The 16,858-nt window shown below is 60.5% G+C and carries 15 protein-coding genes; 4 read left to right on the forward strand and 11 right to left on the reverse strand.

All coding sequences use genetic code 11. The annotated features are described in order from the left end of the window. Window positions 1–504 carry a DUF4405 domain-containing protein gene (locus KG007_RS10510; protein ID WP_213348705.1) on the forward strand — a complete coding sequence of 168 codons (504 nt, stop codon included), beginning with the start codon at window positions 1–3 and terminating at the stop codon, window positions 502–504. 162 nt (window positions 505–666) lie between these two features. Here the strand turns inward: KG007_RS10510 and KG007_RS10515 are convergent, their stop codons facing one another. From KG007_RS10515 to KG007_RS10565, 11 genes are read right to left on the reverse strand one after another with little or no spacing between them, the layout of a single operon-like run. Next, the gene (locus KG007_RS10515) at window positions 667–1,344 is read right to left on the reverse strand and encodes a hypothetical protein (protein WP_249413309.1); all 678 of its coding nucleotides are present in this window, start codon (window positions 1,342–1,344) and stop codon (window positions 667–669) included. A gap of 24 nt (window positions 1,345–1,368) precedes the next feature. Further along, entirely contained in the window at window positions 1,369–1,941 is a 573-nt protein-coding gene (locus KG007_RS10520; RefSeq protein WP_213348709.1) for a chromate transporter, read from the reverse strand. Between the two features lie 18 nt (window positions 1,942–1,959). Further along, window positions 1,960–2,406 (reverse strand): DUF3828 domain-containing protein, encoded by a 447-nt coding sequence (locus tag KG007_RS10525; protein ID WP_213348711.1) that lies wholly within the window; start codon window positions 2,404–2,406, stop codon window positions 1,960–1,962. Between the two features lie 12 nt (window positions 2,407–2,418). Further along, window positions 2,419–2,979, reverse strand: a complete 561-nt coding sequence (locus KG007_RS10530; protein WP_213348787.1) for a chromate transporter — start codon at window positions 2,977–2,979, stop codon at window positions 2,419–2,421. A gap of 2 nt (window positions 2,980–2,981) precedes the next feature. After that, on the reverse strand, window positions 2,982–3,746 hold the full coding sequence (locus KG007_RS10535) for an NADH-quinone oxidoreductase subunit B family protein (protein WP_213348713.1): 765 nt from the start codon (window positions 3,744–3,746) through the stop codon (window positions 2,982–2,984). A 24-nt stretch (window positions 3,747–3,770) separates the two neighbouring features. Further along, window positions 3,771–5,294 (reverse strand): hydrogenase large subunit, encoded by a 1,524-nt coding sequence (locus tag KG007_RS10540; protein ID WP_213348715.1) that lies wholly within the window; start codon window positions 5,292–5,294, stop codon window positions 3,771–3,773. Next, window positions 5,291–6,691 carry a complex I subunit 5 family protein gene (locus tag KG007_RS10545; RefSeq protein ID WP_213348717.1) on the reverse strand — a complete coding sequence of 467 codons (1,401 nt, stop codon included), beginning with the start codon at window positions 6,689–6,691 and terminating at the stop codon, window positions 5,291–5,293. The genes KG007_RS10540 and KG007_RS10545 overlap by 4 nt, the downstream gene beginning before the upstream one ends. Before the next feature lie 4 nt (window positions 6,692–6,695). After that, entirely contained in the window at window positions 6,696–7,325 is a 630-nt protein-coding gene (locus KG007_RS10550; RefSeq protein WP_195461278.1) for a hypothetical protein, read from the reverse strand. Next, entirely contained in the window at window positions 7,322–8,236 is a 915-nt protein-coding gene (locus KG007_RS10555) for a respiratory chain complex I subunit 1 family protein (protein WP_213348719.1), read from the reverse strand. Before KG007_RS10555 ends, KG007_RS10550 begins: the two co-directional genes overlap by 4 nt. Window positions 8,237–8,239: 3 nt before the next feature. Continuing rightward, complete coding sequence (locus KG007_RS10560) at window positions 8,240–10,228, reverse strand: proton-conducting transporter transmembrane domain-containing protein (protein ID WP_213348721.1); 1,989 nt, start codon at window positions 10,226–10,228, stop codon at window positions 8,240–8,242. Window positions 10,229–10,248: 20 nt separating this feature from the next. Beyond that, window positions 10,249–10,962 (reverse strand): 16S rRNA (uracil(1498)-N(3))-methyltransferase, encoded by a 714-nt coding sequence (locus tag KG007_RS10565; protein WP_195461281.1) that lies wholly within the window; start codon window positions 10,960–10,962, stop codon window positions 10,249–10,251. A gap of 90 nt (window positions 10,963–11,052) precedes the next feature. Between KG007_RS10565 and KG007_RS10570 the strand changes: the two genes are divergently transcribed. From KG007_RS10570 to KG007_RS10580, 3 genes are all read left to right on the forward strand, one after another. Continuing rightward, entirely contained in the window at window positions 11,053–13,206 is a 2,154-nt protein-coding gene (locus KG007_RS10570; protein ID WP_213348723.1) for a M3 family metallopeptidase, read from the forward strand. Window positions 13,207–13,282: 76 nt separating this feature from the next. Then, window positions 13,283–15,364 (forward strand): M3 family metallopeptidase, encoded by a 2,082-nt coding sequence (locus KG007_RS10575; RefSeq protein ID WP_213348789.1) that lies wholly within the window; start codon window positions 13,283–13,285, stop codon window positions 15,362–15,364. Window positions 15,365–15,502: 138 nt separating this feature from the next. Continuing rightward, entirely contained in the window at window positions 15,503–16,468 is a 966-nt protein-coding gene (locus KG007_RS10580; protein ID WP_195461283.1) for a hypothetical protein, read from the forward strand. Window positions 16,469–16,858 lie beyond the last annotated feature (390 nt).

Below are 16,858 nucleotides of genomic sequence, written 5' to 3' on the forward strand. Positions count from 1 at the left end.
ATGCGAGGAAGACGGTCTATTTTTCTTACGGATTTGATATTGATACCCCTTTTTGTCCTGACGGTATACTCGGGGATCGAACTGCACGTTGCGGGGCACGGCGCGGATCATGGGGCCTGGCATGACTGGGCGGTATTTCACACGCTTGCCGGCCTGTCGTTTACGGGGTTCGGCATCCTGCATGTCAAAGACCACCTGGGGTGGTACAAAGGTTTGGTTGCAAAAGGTACGAAAGGCAAAAGCCGAATCATATTGGCGTTCTCCTTCGTGTGTGTACCGGTGCTGGTTACGGCCGTGGTGTTACTGTGCGGCGTGAAAGGGGCCAATACGCCGGTCGGGCTGCTGCACTACGGAACAGGGCTTGTCGCGGGTGTTCTGGGAACCCTGCATATTTTGCTGCGCCTGCGGCGTCTGTATGGCGGATTGGCCGCCAAGCCGCCGCGATTCAGAATACGTAGTAAATCAGGATTCCCGTCCCGGCCGGGAGGACGATCGGCAGGATGAAGTTGACCTTGCGCCACGTACCCGCTAAACTCCGCCGAAGAGCATCCGCTGCCACGTGCCGATGACGTTTTTTCATCCGGAATGGTGTTGCGGGGAGAGGCCGCCGCATCGGCTTCACCAGCCGCTTCGGCATCGGCGGGGCGGTTCTGGCCGCCATCTGATCTACCGGTAGCGTTTCTCCAGCTCGGCGATCATCGCTTCGATCTTTTCTTCGTTCGTCTCGAAGTAGCGCGTGTCGAAAGCCCGCGGAATCATGCCGAGCCAGTTCCGCACCTTTTTGCTGGCGAGCATTTTGCCGAATGCCTTGTCGATATTCGTATCCGCAGACCACAGGGTTTCCCCCATCTGTTCGGGCAGGATGGCTTTCATGCGCTGGTCGTAGTAGATATTCATCGAGTTGTCGAATGCCCCGAGGTCGTTGTAGCAGTGCAGAAGGTCGATGACGATCTGTTTGTCGGCGATGTCGGACGCGATGCCGGTCGTCTTGAACATCTCCAGCGCGTCGGTCAGGAAGCGATAGGGTTTGCCCATGCCGCCGGTGATCCGCCGGGTATAGTAGTCAACCGTGTCGGCGGGGAGGTTGTCGAGTGAGAAATCCTGCTCTTTCAGACGGTATGCGACCCGTTTCTCGTCGTTGTACATCCATTTGTAATCCTGTATAACTTGCAGGTTGTCGCGCAGTTCGAGCACGACGAGCTGCATGGCCTGCCGTACTTCTTTCTGCCGGGCCGAGTCGGTGATTCTGGCCGTCAGCCATAGTGTCAGCAGTACGCCGCCGGTAACGATCGAAAACTGGCGGACGTAGTCGCCTATATTCCAGTTTTTTAAACGTTTTTTCAAGGATTTCTTCATGGTGTGTTCGGGTTAGAATACGTAATAAATCAGGATTCCGGCCGCGGCCGAGAGGACGATCAGCAGGATGGGATTGACCTTGCGCCACGAGCCTATGAAAACCCCGCCGAAGAGCACCCAGCTCCACGCGTCGATGAAGTTCTGGTCGCCGGGAGCGGTGCTGTGGGGAAAGATCAGCAGCAGGGCTGCGGCGGCTATCATGCCGATCACCACGGGGCGCATGCCCCGCATGGCTCCTTCGACCAGCCGGTTTCCCTTGAGTTTCATGAAAAAACGTGCCACGAGAATCATCAGCGTCAGCGACGGCAGGCAGACGGCGAAGGTGGCGATCACGGAGCCGAGGATGCCGCACCAGGTGTGTCCGGTCTGGATACCGACGCTGTAACCGACATAGGTGGCCGAGTTGATGGCGATAGGCCCGGGGGTGATCTGCGAAACGGCGACGATGTCGGCGAATTCGGCGGCAGTCATCCATTGGTGCTGTACGACTACTTCGTTCTGAATCAGCGACAGCATGGCATAGCCTCCGCCGAATCCGAAGAATCCGATTTTGAGATAGCTGATGAAAAGTTGCCAGAGAATCATATGCCTGCGGTATGCCGGTTATTGGATTGTGATGTCGGTGATCTTCAGCGCGCCGTTCTCCACCGTCGCTTTCACGGGGATGACGACGCACTTGTTGTTATACCGGTCGAGGTAGGCTACGGCATACCAGGCTCCGTCGACGTGCGTGGCGGTGATCGTCGCCACGGCATCCGTGTCGAAATCCTGCGCCCGGATAATCGGGTCGTAGAACTGTTCGGTGCGGACTCGGGTCACTTTCCGCAGGGTCTCCGGGGTCAGGTATTCGCGAAGTTTCGGCTCTGCGGCGGAATCCGGACCTTTGGCTATGAACGTGCAGTAGTCGGTGTAGAACGCTTGCAGCAACGTCTGCGTCTGCTCCGTTCCGGCTTTCGGGGCGGTTGCCGGTTCGCCGGCGACGGCCCGGCTGTTTGCCGCTGCGGCGAACAGCATGCAGGAAAGCGTTATGGTGAATAGGCTGATTTTCATGGTTCTATGCTTTTAATCTTTCTTTTTCCGTTCGGGACGGTGCTTTCCTGCGACCGCCAGTTCCCAGGCGATGCCTATGGCCGCGGCTGTGACGAGTACGTAGATCGGCGACCAGTCGAGCCACCAGATGGCGAGGGCTGCGGCGGCGATGACGATGAACATGATCCAGTGCATGCCGCGGGCCAGTGAGATCACCGGACCGATGATCAGCGCCACGACAGCCGGGCGCATGCCCTTGAAGGCCGCGTCGACGACCGGATTGTGACGGATGTCGGTGAAGAAGATGGCGATCACGAGGATGATGACGAACGACGGCAGAACCGAACCCAGCAGGGCGGCGACGGCCCCGCCGAATCCCCGGACCTTGTAACCCACGAATACCGACGTGTTGACGGCGATGGGGCCGGGAACCGACTGCGCAAGGGTCAGCAGGTCCAGAAATTCCTTCTGCTCGATCCATTTGCGTTTGGTGATCAGCTCCTGCTCGATCAGCGGCAGCATGGCGTAGCCGCCCCCGAAGGTGAACATTCCGATTTTCAGGAACGAAAAGAAGATGGTGCTCAGCCGTTGCATCGTCATTCGCGTTTTTTTCGGCCCAGCAGGTTCAGCATGCCGTCGATGTAGGTCATCGGGTGGGTCGGTGCGCCGGGCAGCCAGAGGTCGGGGGTGTGGTCGTCGAGGAACGTGCGGTCGACGGCGCGGCTGTTGGCGAACAGGCCGCCCGAGCAGGCCTCCGTGCCGCAGGCGACCAGTATCTTGGGCTCTGCGACGGCGTCGTAGCAGATCGCCAGCGCTTCGGCCATATTGGCCGTGACGGGGCCGGAGATCACCACACCGTCGGCATGGCGCGGCGAGGCGGTGAAGCCGATGCCGAAACGCCCGAGGTCGAAATTGACATTGCCCGTGGCGCCCAGTTCCATTTCGACCGAGGCATCGCCCCCGGCCGAAACTTCGCGCAACTGGAGCGTGCGGGAGAAGCAGCGGCGGATTTCGGGGCGCACCTTTTCGGCGTCGAAGGCTATGCGCGTATCGCCCGGACGGACGACGAGGCCTTCGCGCGTGGGCGAGCCGATGCGGTAGTCGTTGGTGAAGCGGACGTTGCGGGGCGCGATGCGGGCGCATTCGCCGCAGAAGAGGCAGCGTCCCAGGTCGAGCGCCAGGGGTGCGGCCGTAAGGGCTCCCGTGGGGCATATGGCGGCGGCGCGCTCCGTGTCGCCGGTGTCTTCGGTGGCGGTCAGCACGGGACGGCCCCGGAACTCCGGAGTGAGTTCCACGGCGTCGAGATCGGGAATCGCCTGCCGTCCGTGGCTGTGCAGCACCTTTATTTTCGGAAAGATCATATCCGCAAAATTAAGCATTAAAAATCATAAATCGTGCCCGCAGTAGGAGAGGTTGAAACTCTTGTTGCAGATCGGGAAGTCGGAGATGCCTTCGCTGCGTACGGCGAGGGCCAGCGCCAGCCAGTTGTGCAGGCTCGGGTCCTTGATGCGGCAGGCGGCGATGCGGCCTTCGGCGTCGGTCAGCAGGACGTGGCAGCTCTCGCCGCGCCACCCTTCGACAAGCCCGAATGCGAGCGACGACGGGGCCAGCGGCGCCGTGTAGTCGGGGGCGGAATTTTCCGCCGCGGTGCGTTCCTGTTCGCCGGTTTCCAGCAGGCGGTCGATGTATTCGGCCGATTGCAGCACCTCGCGGCTGCGCACCATCAGCCGGGCCATCACGTCGCCCTGCGTGCGGACGATGCTCTCGTGGCGCAGCGGTCCGGCAAAGACGCCCCACGGATGCGAGGTGCGGATGTCGCGGGCCAGACCGCTCGCGCGGGCCGCCTGTCCCACGCCGCCGATGCGCTGCATCTCGTCGCGCGGAACGATGCCGCACTGCTCGAAGCGTGCCAGCAGCGTAGGCGACGACTTGATGTCGCGGCGCACCTGGTCGTAGCGGCGGGCGATTTCGCGTACGTTGCGGCGGATCATCGCCGACTTTTCGGCCGTCAGCGGGTGGTCGGTTCCCTGGGGGCGGATCAGCCCTTTGCCGAAGCGGTTGCCGCACCATGCCTGGGTGGTGTTGATGGTCAGGGTGCGCAGAGCTTCCGAGGCCACTTGCCCGAGTTGATAACCCACGTCCATGCACAGCGCGCCCGTGTCGGCGATCTGCATGGCCATGCGTTCGAGTTCGAGGGCTATGGCGCGTTCGCGTTCGAGGCGTGCCGGGTGTTGGAAGCCGGAGAGTTTCCCGACGGCCTGGGCGAAGGCCGTGGCGTGCGCCACGGCGCTGTCCCCGGCGACGGCTTCGGCGAGGCATGCCTGCCGCAGACGATTGTCCGTCGTTTCGAAGGCCTGCTCGACGCCCCGGTGCTGGTAGCCCAGCGCGATTTCGAGGTGCAGGACCTGCTCGCCGTTGCAGATGAAGCGGAACGCACCCGGTTCGATGATGCCTGCGTGGATCGGTCCGACGTTGACTTCATGCAGCGAACGGCCCTCCATCGTGTAGAAGGGATAATTTTCGATCGAACTGCGGCGGTCGTAGCGGTCGGCGGGGAACCGCAGGGGCTTGGGCCACGGCATGCCTTCGAAGCGGATGCCGTAGCGCTCGGCGATGTCGCGCTCGAAGGGGTGCATCTGCGGATGCAGGGCCGTGAGCGAGGGGAGTTCGGCTTCGTCGTAATAATCCGTAGCGTGCGAGGTGATCAGCACCCGGTTTTCGGCGTCGTCGAGCAGGAGGCAGAAAAAACGCATCCTGTCGCCTGCGGGAAGGGCGAAATAGTGGGCCACATGGTAGCGCGCATCGGCGAGCCGTGCCGAAAGGTCCTCGTAGAATGCGGCGTAGGAGACTTCGGGGATGTCGCTCAACGATACGGCCCGGGCAGTATTGTCGGTTACGTAGTAATTCATAGCGAAGCGATTTGGTCGATCAGCGTCAGGAGAAATTGCGGTTGCCAGAGGCCCAGCACGATGGCGGCGGCGAGCAGCGACAGTGCCGACCACGACAGCGTGCGGGCGGTTTTCGAGGGATGCAGTTCGCCCTGGCTGGGCTGGTAGCAGAGGCGCAGCAGGCGCGAGCAGAAGGAATAGATGACGATGCACAGGAGCAGGAGCATTCCGGCGACGAGCCACCAGCGCCCTTCGGCGATGGTTTGCTTGAGAATCATCAACTCGGAGAGGAAGAACGGCGACGGAGGGAAGGCCACCATGAGGACCATGCCCGTGAGCAGCCCGACAGCACCTACGCGGTTGATGTGGATGTAGTCGCCGATGCGGTTGATGCGGTAGTTGTCATAGACCTGCCGCACGACGGCCATCTGGAGGAACAGGCTGCTCTTGACGAGCGTGTGGCAGACGACGTGGAACACCGCGGCCCAGACCCCGATGCCGCCGATGCCCAGTCCGATGGCCGCGATCCCCATGTTCTCGACCGTGGAGTAGGCCAGGAAGCGCTTGTAGTTGTTGGTTCGGCGCAGGAACAGCGCGCCGATCATGAGCGACAGCACGCCGACGAGCAGCAGTACGGAGCGCACCCACGGGAAAACCTCCGTGGCGGCGAGCAGTTTGTAGATGCGGAAGACGGCCAGGAACCCGGCGTTGACCAGTCCCGTAGAGATCAATGCCGCGGCGGGCGCCGGGGCGGCGAAGGCAGCGTCGATACCCACGGTATAGAGCGGGAACAGTTCGCATTTGCAACTGTAACCGCAGAGGATCAGCAAAAAGGCGGTCTTCAGGTAGAGGGCGTTGCTGCCCGGGGCCGCGGCGGCTACGGCCTCGTAGCCGAGCGACTCGCATTTGGTCGCAGCGGCCAGCAGCAGGATGCCCAGGTAGGCCATGGCGATACCTGTCGAGCAGACGAAGACGTATTTCCAGGCCGCTTCGAGCGCCTGGGCCGTGCGGCGGTGGTAGATGATGCCCGCCGAACAGAGCGTGGTGGCTTCGATGAAAATCCACGTCACGGCGAGGTTCGAGGCGAAATAGGCCCCCGCGATGGCCGTGGTGAGGAGCATCAGGAGTCCCGAGTAGGTACGGACCTGGCTGAAACTGCAATCGTGGAGGCTGGCCTTCGAGTGGAAGAAGGCGAAACCGGAGACGATGCAGAGCAGTGCGTAGAAGAGCGTGCCCGGAGCGTCGAAGGTGAACCAGGCGGCCGAAGTCTGCCCGTAGAGTCCTCCGGCGGCGATCCAGACGGCAAAAGCAGCCTGCACGGCGTAGAAGACGATGCCCGCGAGGCGCAGCACGCTTTCGCGGCGGGCCGTGAAGGCCGCTGCGGCGACGAGGATGCTGAGGATGAGGTAACAGATCATGGCGTCAGTCTTTTACGTTGGTGAGCGAATCGGCGTCGTCGGCGTGGAGCTTGTCGTCGATCTTGGTGAAGAAGATGCCCAGCATCAGTACCGAGATGAGGATGTCGAGCAGGATGGCGAAGTTGATCAGCAGCGGCATCTCGACGCCGATGGCCGTCGAAAAGAGGAACACGCCGTTTTCGATCACGAGGAAGCCGATCATGTGCGAGAAGATGCGGCGGCGCATGACGATCAGGATCAGGCCGCTCAGCAGCGAATAGAGGGCTACGCCGAAGAACACCAGGTCGATGGTCGTGTCGGCGATGTAGTAGGTGACCGAGGCGCTCACGGCCAGCGCCATGAGCGACAGCAGGAGCGATCCCGACTGCGTCGAGCCGGAGCGGCTCACGCGGTTGATCTTCGTGCGGCGAATGACGGCGAAGAGCATTCCCGGGACGAGGATGCCTTTGAAAAGCAGGGTTTCGAGGCCGATGAAGGCCAGCTCGGCGGGGTTGATCGCGTGCAGGCGCACCAGTGCGATGGCGAACAGCAGCCACCCCTGAAGGCCGATCAGCGACGCGAAGTTGCGGAACCGTTCGGTGATCGCCAGGTAGACGAGCGTCACGACATAGAGGATAATCAGCGGCAGAATCATTGGATACCGATGTTAAGTTGCAGCAGGTAGCCCGTGAAGAAGACCAGGGCGGCCAATGCGGCGACGGTGAGAATGAATGTGGTGTTGCGGGCGAGTTTGTTGCGGGCCTGGGTCGATTCGACGATGCCCACCGAAAGTCCTGTAATCAGCACTGCGAGCGGGGCCGCCGCCCACCAGCGGGGACAGCAGGTCGCGGCGACGGCGTTGGCTGCGATCACCGACAGTGCGGCGGTTTTGAGCCATCCGGCCATCTTGATGAACGCCAGGTCGACGCCGCAGTAGTCGAGACACATCACCTCGTGGATCATCGTCAGTTCGAGGTGCGTGCGGGGATCGTCGACCGGTACGCGCCCGGCTTCGGTGAAGACGATCTTCGTCAGCACGTAGGCTGCGAGCAGCAGCACGACGACGAGCTGCACGCCGTTCACGGCGTCGCCGGAGAAGATCGCGGCGAAGGAGGTGTAACCCGACAACAGGGCCAGCGTGCCGAAGACCAGCATCAGGGCCGGTTCGATGAGTGCGCCGTACAACGCTTCGCGGCTGGCGCCCATGCCTTCGAACGAACTTCCGGTGTCCATGGCCGCCAGGATGAGGGCCACGCGGCCCAGGGCCAGCAGGTAGGCGAAGGCGACGAGGTCGCCGTCGAACGAGAGCACCGGCGGCAGGTCGCCGACGGGGATCAGCAGTGCGGCGACGAGCGCCGTGCCGAGCATGACCGACGGAGCCGTGCGGAACAGCGCCGTAGTGGTAGGGGAGTAGACGGCGCCTTTGCGCAGCAGCAGGCGTACGTCGTAGAGGTGCTGGGCGAAACGGATGCCCTTGCGGCCCGCCAGGAGCGCCCGGGTGCGGTTGATCAGACCCGGAATCGCGAGGGCTGCCAGCAGGAGCAGAAGTGTATTGAGTACTGCCATCTTTTATATCATGTTAAATACCGACAACAGGAACACCAGCCCCAGGAAGGCCAGTGCGAAGAGGATGTAATGGTTGATCTTGCCCGTGCGCAGGCGCATCACGCGCTGGTTGATCATACGCAGCAGTTCGACCCACCAGGCGGAGAAGAGTTTGCCGATGCGGTCGCGGTGGCCGATGTCGAACGTGTGGGCCGCAGGGAAGATTTCGCCTTTGCCCACGGGGGAGCCTTCGCCGCTGTTCTGGGTCAGCGACGTGGCGATGGACTGCAACCCTTCGGAGAAGGATTCGCCCGTGTACTGCATCCTCACGTTGGGCGCGGTGAAGCCGCAGCCCCAGGTGGGGCCTTTGGCGACGGTGCGTGTGCGCAGGGTGCGGCGGCGGAGCCAAAGCAGCAGGCATACCACGGCAATCAGCAGCCATGCCGTGCGTCCTACGGCGGAGAGCGTGGGCGAGAGCAGCCAGTCGGCGGCGTCGGCAGGGGTGCGGAGGAAGAAGCCTGCGGCGCGGGTCACGGCCGAGACGGCCGCCCGGGGGAAAAGCCCGACGAAGAGGATGCCTGCGAGCGGCAGGGCCATGGCGGCGATGCGGAAATTGTCGGCTTCGGTCGATTCGGCGACCTCGTGGGTGCGGGGCGAGCCGAGGAAGACCGTGCCGTAGAGTTTGGTGAAGGCCATGACGACGAGCCCGCCGATCAGGGCCAGTGCGGCCAGTCCGGCGGCGGAGGCCAGCACGTTACTGCCCGAAGCGATGCCGTCGAGCATCCCGAGGTAGATGAGCAGTTCCGAGATGAAGCCGTTGAGGGGCGGCAGGGCGCAGATGGCCACGGTCCCCGTGAGGAAAAGGATTGCCGTGAGGGGCATATGCTTCGCCACTCCTCCCAGCGCATCGAGCGACGTGGTGCGGGTTTGCGAGAGAAGGTTGCCCGCGCCGAAGAAGAGCAGGGTCTTGAACAGCGAGTGGTTGAGCGTGTGCAGCAGGGCGCCCGCGATGCCGCACAGCGCGACGAGCTGGTTGCCCGATGATTTACCCAGCGCGGCGATGCCGAGGCCGATGAGGATGATGCCGACGTTCTCGATCGACGAGTAGGCCAGCAGGCGCTTTACGTCGTTTTGCAGGACGGCGAGGATTACGCCCCAGACGCCCGTAACGATGCCTGCCGTGAGCAGGATCACCCCTGCGGTGTGCAGGGCGGGCTGTTCGCCCAGCGCAGCCGTGACGCGCAGCAGGCCGTAGATGCCCGTCTTGATCATCACGCCCGACATCAGGGCCGAAACGTGGGACGGGGCTGCGGGGTGTGCTTCCGGGAGCCAGACGTGCATCGGGAAAAGGCCCGCCTTCATGCCGAAGCCGAGGAGGAAGACGATGAGCAGCGGCAGGGCCGGTTCGGTGCGGAAATATTCGCCCAGCGCGCTGAACGAGGCGGCGCCGCAGACGGCGTCGAGCCGCACGAAACCCACGATGAGCAGCACGAAGCCGATGTGCATCATGATCAGGTAGGAGAGCGCCGCACGCCGGACCTCGCGACGCTGGGCGTCGAAAAGGATCAGCAGGAACGACGCCACGGTCATCAGTTCCCAGAAAAAGAGGAACGAGAAGCCTCCGTCGGAGAGGACCACGCCCAGCATGGCGTAAAACATCACCACCAGCGCCGTGTAGTGCAGCGAGATGTGGGCCGGGGATTTGCTTCGGAGGTAGTGCTCGAGGTAGCCCCGCGAGTAGAGCACTGCGGAGACCGCACCGACCGAAATGATTAAAACGAACAGCGCCGAGAGGCTGTCCATCGAGCCGGTGTCGCCGCCGAAAATCGTGCCGGGGATCGACCACAGCAGCTCGTGGGCGGTTCCGGCGAGCACCCCGACGGCATGCGCCGAGCACCACAGGGCTCCGACGGCCGTGAGGGCCAGTGCGGTCCAGACTTTGGACCGCAGCGGCGCGGCAAAAACGGCTGCCGCCACCACCCCCAGGGCGAGAAGTGAATAGAGAAAAAACATATTTCGCAATTATTGTATTCCTAACCGTTGACCACCGCTGCCATGACCACAGCCGTGAGGGCCGCGGTCTCGGTGCGCAGGCGTTGCTGCCCGAGGGTGATCTCTTCGAAACCGTTTGCCAGCGCAAAATCGATTTCCGCAGGTGAAAAATCGCCTTCGGGACCGATGAAAACCAGGGCCGCCTCTCCCGGACGGAGTGTCCGGGCCAGGTAGGCTTTGCCGGCGGGCGACTGGGCCGGGGCGCAGTGGGCGATGAACTTCCGGCCTTCGAACGGGCGCAGCACCGCTTCGCGGAAGGGCGTGAGCGGTTCCAGCAGCGGCCGGTAGGCTTTGAGCGATTGTTTGAGCGCCGCGGTGACGACCTTTTCGCCCCGTTCTGGCTTGAAGACCCGGCGTTCGCTGTGTTCCGTTTCTAACGGGATGAACGCCGTGACGCCTACTTCGGTGGCTTTTTCGAGAAACCATTCGAAGCGGTCCGAGTTTTTGGTCGGCGCGACGGCCATCGTCAGCGCGTAGGGCAGTTTTTCGAATCCGGCTTCGGTGCTGACAACCCGCACGGTACAGCGTTTGGGGTTGTCGTCGGTGATTTCGCAACAAAATAAATTGCCCCGTCCGTCAGTTATATGAATGCGCCCGCCACGCTGGAGCCGCAGTACGCGGATGCAGTGTTTCGACTCCTCCTCGCTCAGCGTATGGAGCGGGGGAACGATGTCCGGCGCGTAAAAGAGTTGCATGTTGGAGACGTATTATTTATTTTATTTACAGATTTTTATTATAACTTTGTCAAATAATGCGCGACAAAGTTACATAAAATAACACGATCGATGAAACGTATCACCGCTTTATTAACACTTTTTCTGGCCATGACATTCGTATCCTGCAAGTCCGGGAAAACCGTAGGTGAAAATCCATTTTTCTCTGCCTGGGAAACTCCCTACGGCGTGCCGCCGTTCGATAAGATCGAACCCGGGCACTTCCTGCCCGCGCTCGAACGCGGCATGTCGCTGCACGAGGCCGAGATCGATGCCATCACGTCGAACAACGACGCCCCGACGTTCGAGAACGTCATCCTCGCCCATGACAATTCGGGGAAAATGCTTTCGCAGGTAGAGTTGATTTTCGGGATGCTCTGCGCCGCGGAGAATACCCCGGCCATGCAGGCGCTTGAGGAGCAGGTGATGCCCCTTATGGCGGCGCACAGCGATAAGATCCGCCTCAACGAAAAACTTTTCGAACGCATCCGGGCGGTTTACGACCAGCGCGCCGCGTTGGGTCTCGACGCCGAACAGAGCCGCCTGCTGGAGAAGACCTACCGCGATTTCGTACGTGCGGGAGCGCTGCTCGACGCGGAGCAGAAGGCGCGCCTGAAGGCGATCAACGAGGAGTTGTCGCTCACGTCGGTGAAATTCGGACAGAACATCCTGGCCGAGAACAACAACTATGCGCTGGAACTTACGGCGGCCGACCTCGACGGGGTTCCGGTTTCGGCCCGCGATCAGGCCCGCGACAAGGCCGAGGCGATGGGGCGGAAGGGTAAATACGTCTTTACGCTGCACAAACCCAGTCTGATCCCGTTCCTGACCTATGCTTCGAAGCGCGAACTGCGCGAGGAGATTTACAAAGCCTATATCAACCGCTGCAACAACGGCGACCAGTACGACAACAAGCAACTGATCAACGATTTCATCCGCCTGCGTACGGAGAAGGCCCACCTGCTGGGTTATCCGTCGTACGCCGCCTACGTCGTGGCCGACCAGATGGCCGGAACGACCGACGCCGTGTACGGCCTGCTGGAGGAGATCTGGACCCCGGCGCTCGAAAGCGCCAAGGGCGAGTTGTCCGAGATGGAGGCGTTGTTCAAGAAGGACTTCCCCGACGGCGAGTTCGCTTCGTGGGACTGGTGGTATTACGCCGAGAAGGTCCGCAAACAGAAATATGCGCTTGACGAGGAGATGCTGCGGCCCTATTTCTCGCTGGAGAACGTGCAGGGAGGCATTTTCTTCCTGGCCAACCGCCTTTACGGCATCACGTTCCGGCCGATCGTCGTGCCGCTGTACCACCCCGACGCCACGGCTTACGAGGTGCTCGATGTCGACCAGTCACACCTGGGCGTGCTCTATTTCGACTACTTCCCGCGCGACGGCAAGAGCCAGGGCGCCTGGTGCGGCAACTATGTCGAGCAGACTTACGAGGACGGCAAGCGTGTGGCGCCCGTGGTGTCGATCGTCTGCAACTTCACGCGCCCGGTGGGCGATACTCCCGCGCTGCTGACGCTCGACGAGACCGAGACGCTGTTCCACGAGTTCGGCCATGCGCTCCACTTCCTGTTCCACGACGTGAAGTACCGCGGCCTCACGGAGGTCGAAGGCGACTTCGTGGAACTGCCTTCGCAGTTGATGGAGAACTGGGCGTTCGACTCCGAAGTGCTGAAGCAGTATGCCGTTCATTACCGCTCGAACGAGGTGATCCCGAAATACCTGGTCGAAAAACTGCACCGCAGCGAACTCTTCAACCAAGGGTTTATGACGACCGAACTGATCGCTTCGTCGCTTTCGGACATGGATATCCATTCGATGACCGAGTATGCGCCTTTCGATCCGATGGAGTTCGAGCGCAAGTCCCTGACCGAAAAACGCGGACTGATCCCGCAGATCGAGCCGCGCTACCATTATCCCTATTTTTCGCACATCTTCGACGGAGGCTACTCGGCAGGCTACTATTTTTATACGTGGGCCGAGGTGCTCGACAAGGATACGTTCGAGGCTTTCCGCGAGAGCGGCGACCTGTTCAACAAGAAGATCGCCGACGATTTCCGCCGCAAGGTGCTCGCCCGCGGCGGTTCGGAGGACGGTATGACGATGTACCGCGATTTCCGCGGCAAGGACCCCGACAAGAAAGCGATGCTTCGCAGCCGCGGCCTGCTGGACGAACCCGAACCGTCCGATAAAGACGCCGCGCCCGCTGCCCCCGAAATCTGACCTGTAACCCATCGAGAAGAAACCGCATAACTGATATAAAATGAAAAAAGCACTGGTAATTATGGCATTTTCCGCTATGGCGGCAGGCTGCGCCGACAATTCGATCCCCAAAGCGCAACTGCCCGAACTTGATCTGTCGAATCCCCTCCTGGCGGCGTGGAATACGCCCCACCAGACTCCGCCGTTCTCCGAGATCGAACTTTCGGACTATGAACCGGCGTTCGACGCTGCGATCGCCTGCTCGCGCGCCGAGGTGGACGCGATCGTCAACAACCCCCAAAAGCCGACCTTCGGCAATACGATCGTGGCGCTGGAGCGCCAGGGGGAGTTGCTGAACCGCATTTCGGGCATTTTCTTCAACCTGCTCGAAGCCGACACGTCGGACGAAATGCAGGAGATCGCCCTGCGTGTGCAGCCCAAACTGACCGAGTTCTCGAACGACCTTTCGCTCAATCCCGAGCTGTTCGCCCGGGTAAAATATGTTTACGAGCATCCGGGACGCCTCAAAAAAGAGGATAAAAAGCTGCTCGAAGACACCTACCAGGGTTTCGCGCGCAGCGGTGCGGCCCTGTCCGATGCCGATAAAGAGCTTTACCGCAAGTACTCCTCCGAACTCTCGGCGCTGACGCTCCAGTTCGGGCAGAACGCACTGGCCGGAACCAATGCCTTCACGCTCAACATCACCGATCCGAAGGTGGTGGCCGAACTGCCTGCTTTCGTGAAGGAGGGTATGGCCGCCGATGCCAAGGCCCGCGGCGAGAAAGGCTGGACCGTGACGCTGCAACAGCCCAGTTACCTGCCGTTCATGACCTACTCGTCGAACCGGGACCTGAAGGAGAAACTCTGGCGCGCCCGCAGTACGATCGCGCTGGGCGGCGAGTTCGACAACTGCGAAAACGTGAAAAAGATCGCCAACACGCGTCTGAAAATCGCCAACCTGCTGGGTTACAAATGCTATGCGGATTATGTGCTCGAACGGCGCATGGCCGAGAACACCCCGACGGTCAATGCTTTCCTCGAAGAGTTGCTGACGGCGACCAAGTCCTATGCCGATGCCGACTACCGCATGGTGAGCGACTACGCCGCATCGCTCGGCTTCAAAGGACAACTGATGCCCTGGGACTGGTCTTACTACACCGAAAAATACAAGGATGAGAAATATGCCCTGAACACCGAGTTGGTGAAACCTTACCTGAAACTCGAAAACGTGAAGAAGGGCGTCTTCATGCTGGCCAACAAGCTCTACGGGCTGAATTTCACGCCCAACGACAAGATCGGGGTTTACCATCCCGACGTGACGGCTTACGACGTGACGGACGAGAGCGGCCGTTTCATGGCGGTCCTCTACCTCGATTTCTTCCCCCGCGAATCGAAGCGTTCGGGGGCGTGGATGACTGAGTTCCGCGGCGCGAAGATCGAAAACGGCGAGGAGACCCGTCCGCTGGTGTCGCTGGTGATGAATTTCACCAAGCCGACCGAAACGGCCCCCTCGCTGCTGACGTTCGATGAACTGGAAACCTTCCTGCACGAGTTCGGCCACGCCCTGCACGGCATGCTGGGCGAGGGCAAATACGAATCGCAGACCGGAACGAGCGTATACCGCGACTTCGTGGAGCTGCCTTCGCAGTTGATGGAGAACTGGGCTACCGAGAAGGAGTTTCTCGACCTGTGGGCCGTGCATTACGAGACCGGGGAGCCGATTCCCGCCGATCTGGTCGACCGCATCGTCGCTGCGCAGAATTACCTGGCTGCTTACAGCAATGTCCGCCAGTTGTCGTTCGGCCTGACCGACATGGCATGGCATACGCTCACGGAGCCTTTCGAAGGCGACGTGGTGGAGTTCGAAGCTGCTTCGATGACCCCGACGCAGGTACTGCCCGTCGTTCCCGGAACGGCGATGGCCCCCTCGTTCGGACATATCTTCTCGGGCGGTTATGCGGCCGGGTATTACGGCTACAAGTGGGCCGAGGTACTCGAAGCCGACGCCTTCTCGCTCTTCAAGGAGAAAGGCATCTTCAACCGCGAAGTGGCGTCGTCGTTCCGCGAGAATGTCCTCTCGAAGGGCGGCACGGAGCATCCGATGGAGCTCTACGTGCGTTTCCGCGGCCACAAGCCCGAAACCAAAGCCCTCATCGAGAAAATGGGACTCGGAAAATAACGAATCCGCATGCTGTCAGCAAAGGAGGGCCCGCGGGCCCTCCTTTGCTTTATCCCCGGGGTGGAACCGCAAATTGCTGTTTCCGAATTATTTTTCGTATCTTTGCAAACTGGGAAGAGAATTTTTTTGACTACACCTATGCTTGAAAAATCGAATGCAGCATTGATCGAGGCGATCCATGCACATACGCCGCACCATTCGAATCCGGCCGTGATGCTCATGGATATCCTGAATATAGGCCGCGAAGCTGCTTACCGCAGACTGCGCGGCGAAGTGCCGTTCACCTTCGGCGAGGCATGTCTGCTGTGTGCAGAAATGCACTTTTCGCTCGACCGGGTATTGGGGCTGGCGGCAACGGAGAACGTGTCGTTCCAACTCAAATTCAAGGAGTTTACATCGCCGCTCGAAACCTATAACGAGATCTTGGAGCGTGACATCGCCTTTATGCGCGAAGTGTCGTCGGATCCCGTGACCGAATTCGCAACAGCCAGCAATTCGCTGCCTGCGGAATTTTACGGCAAATACGAGAATCTGAACCGTTTCAAACTCTTCAAGTGGCTCTACCAGCACGAGGTGGGCGATCCGGCGGTGAGAACCTTCGAGGAGTTGAAACTCCCCGAAAAACTGCAGCGCAACTGCCAGGAATATGTCGTGTGGGCGCAGTCGGTCGCGACGACCTACCTGATCTTCGACGACAGTAATTTCATGCACTGGCTCAACGCCCTGCGTGCATACCGGGAGATGCACCTGATTTCGCCGGAAAGCGTCCGGGTGCTGCGGGACGAGTTGTTCGGGATGCTCGACGAAATGGAGAAACTGGCCGTCAACGGGGAATTTCCGAACGGGAACAAGGTCTTCCTGTACCTTTCGGATATCGACCTCGAATCGTCGTACAGCTATGTCACGACCAGTAAACACCAGGCCGTGAACATCGGGTTGTTCTCGCTGAACGGGCTGCGGACGCCCGATCCGCAGATGTATGAATATGTGAAAAAATGGATTAAGACCCAGAGCCGGTTTTCGACGCTCATATCCGGCAGCGGAGAGCTGCGGCGCATCCACTATTTCAAGCGCCAGCGCGAAATCGTCAGTCTGCTGGGCTAAGGGCGGAGGGTTCGTACAGGTACAAAAAGAAAGGGGAGGATTTCCCAACCCTCCCCTCCGAAGCTTCCGGATGTGCGGAACATAGTTGCGTCACTGTTTAGCAATCCTTCCAACTTCTGTGGGCGTCACTACATGCAAACTGAATTCTTCATAGTCCCTCTCGGAACTGATACAAACGTACTCCATTTCATCGGAAGAACCAAGTCGGAAAACGAAATATTTCATCGTGTTATGTTCTAATTTCGTGGATAAAACTTTTTGTTGCATCTTAGTTTTCGAAATGCGACGATCCCGTGTCGGCTATTTTCGATATTCGAAACAAACGCTGTTTTTTCGTCCCGAATTTCGAAATGCGCTTTTTGTAGGATGCTCCGGTGAAAAAAGACTAAA

The sequence above is a fragment of the Alistipes montrealensis genome (assembly GCF_018362775.1).
Taxonomy (GTDB): Bacteria; Bacteroidota; Bacteroidia; order Bacteroidales; family Rikenellaceae; genus Alistipes; species Alistipes montrealensis.

Coding starts and splice junctions, on each gene's coding strand:
- KG007_RS10510 (WP_213348705.1), top strand. CDS start 1: ATGCGAGGAAGACGGTCTATTTTTCTTACGGATTTGATATTGATACCC.
- KG007_RS10520 (WP_213348709.1), bottom strand. CDS start 1,941: ATGATTCTCTGGCAACTTTTCATCAGCTATCTCAAAATCGGATTCTTC.
- KG007_RS10525 (WP_213348711.1), bottom strand. CDS start 2,406: ATGAAAATCAGCCTATTCACCATAACGCTTTCCTGCATGCTGTTCGCC.
- KG007_RS10530 (WP_213348787.1), bottom strand. CDS start 2,979: ATGCAACGGCTGAGCACCATCTTCTTTTCGTTCCTGAAAATCGGAATG.
- KG007_RS10535 (WP_213348713.1), bottom strand. CDS start 3,746: ATGATCTTTCCGAAAATAAAGGTGCTGCACAGCCACGGACGGCAGGCG.
- KG007_RS10540 (WP_213348715.1), bottom strand. CDS start 5,294: ATGAATTACTACGTAACCGACAATACTGCCCGGGCCGTATCGTTGAGC.
- KG007_RS10545 (WP_213348717.1), bottom strand. CDS start 6,691: ATGATCTGTTACCTCATCCTCAGCATCCTCGTCGCCGCAGCGGCCTTC.
- KG007_RS10550 (WP_195461278.1), bottom strand. CDS start 7,325: ATGATTCTGCCGCTGATTATCCTCTATGTCGTGACGCTCGTCTACCTG.
- KG007_RS10555 (WP_213348719.1), bottom strand. CDS start 8,236: ATGGCAGTACTCAATACACTTCTGCTCCTGCTGGCAGCCCTCGCGATT.
- KG007_RS10560 (WP_213348721.1), bottom strand. CDS start 10,228: ATGTTTTTTCTCTATTCACTTCTCGCCCTGGGGGTGGTGGCGGCAGCC.
- KG007_RS10565 (WP_195461281.1), bottom strand. CDS start 10,962: ATGCAACTCTTTTACGCGCCGGACATCGTTCCCCCGCTCCATACGCTG.
- KG007_RS10570 (WP_213348723.1), top strand. CDS start 11,053: ATGAAACGTATCACCGCTTTATTAACACTTTTTCTGGCCATGACATTC.
- KG007_RS10575 (WP_213348789.1), top strand. CDS start 13,283: ATGGCGGCAGGCTGCGCCGACAATTCGATCCCCAAAGCGCAACTGCCC.
- KG007_RS10580 (WP_195461283.1), top strand. CDS start 15,503: ATGCTTGAAAAATCGAATGCAGCATTGATCGAGGCGATCCATGCACAT.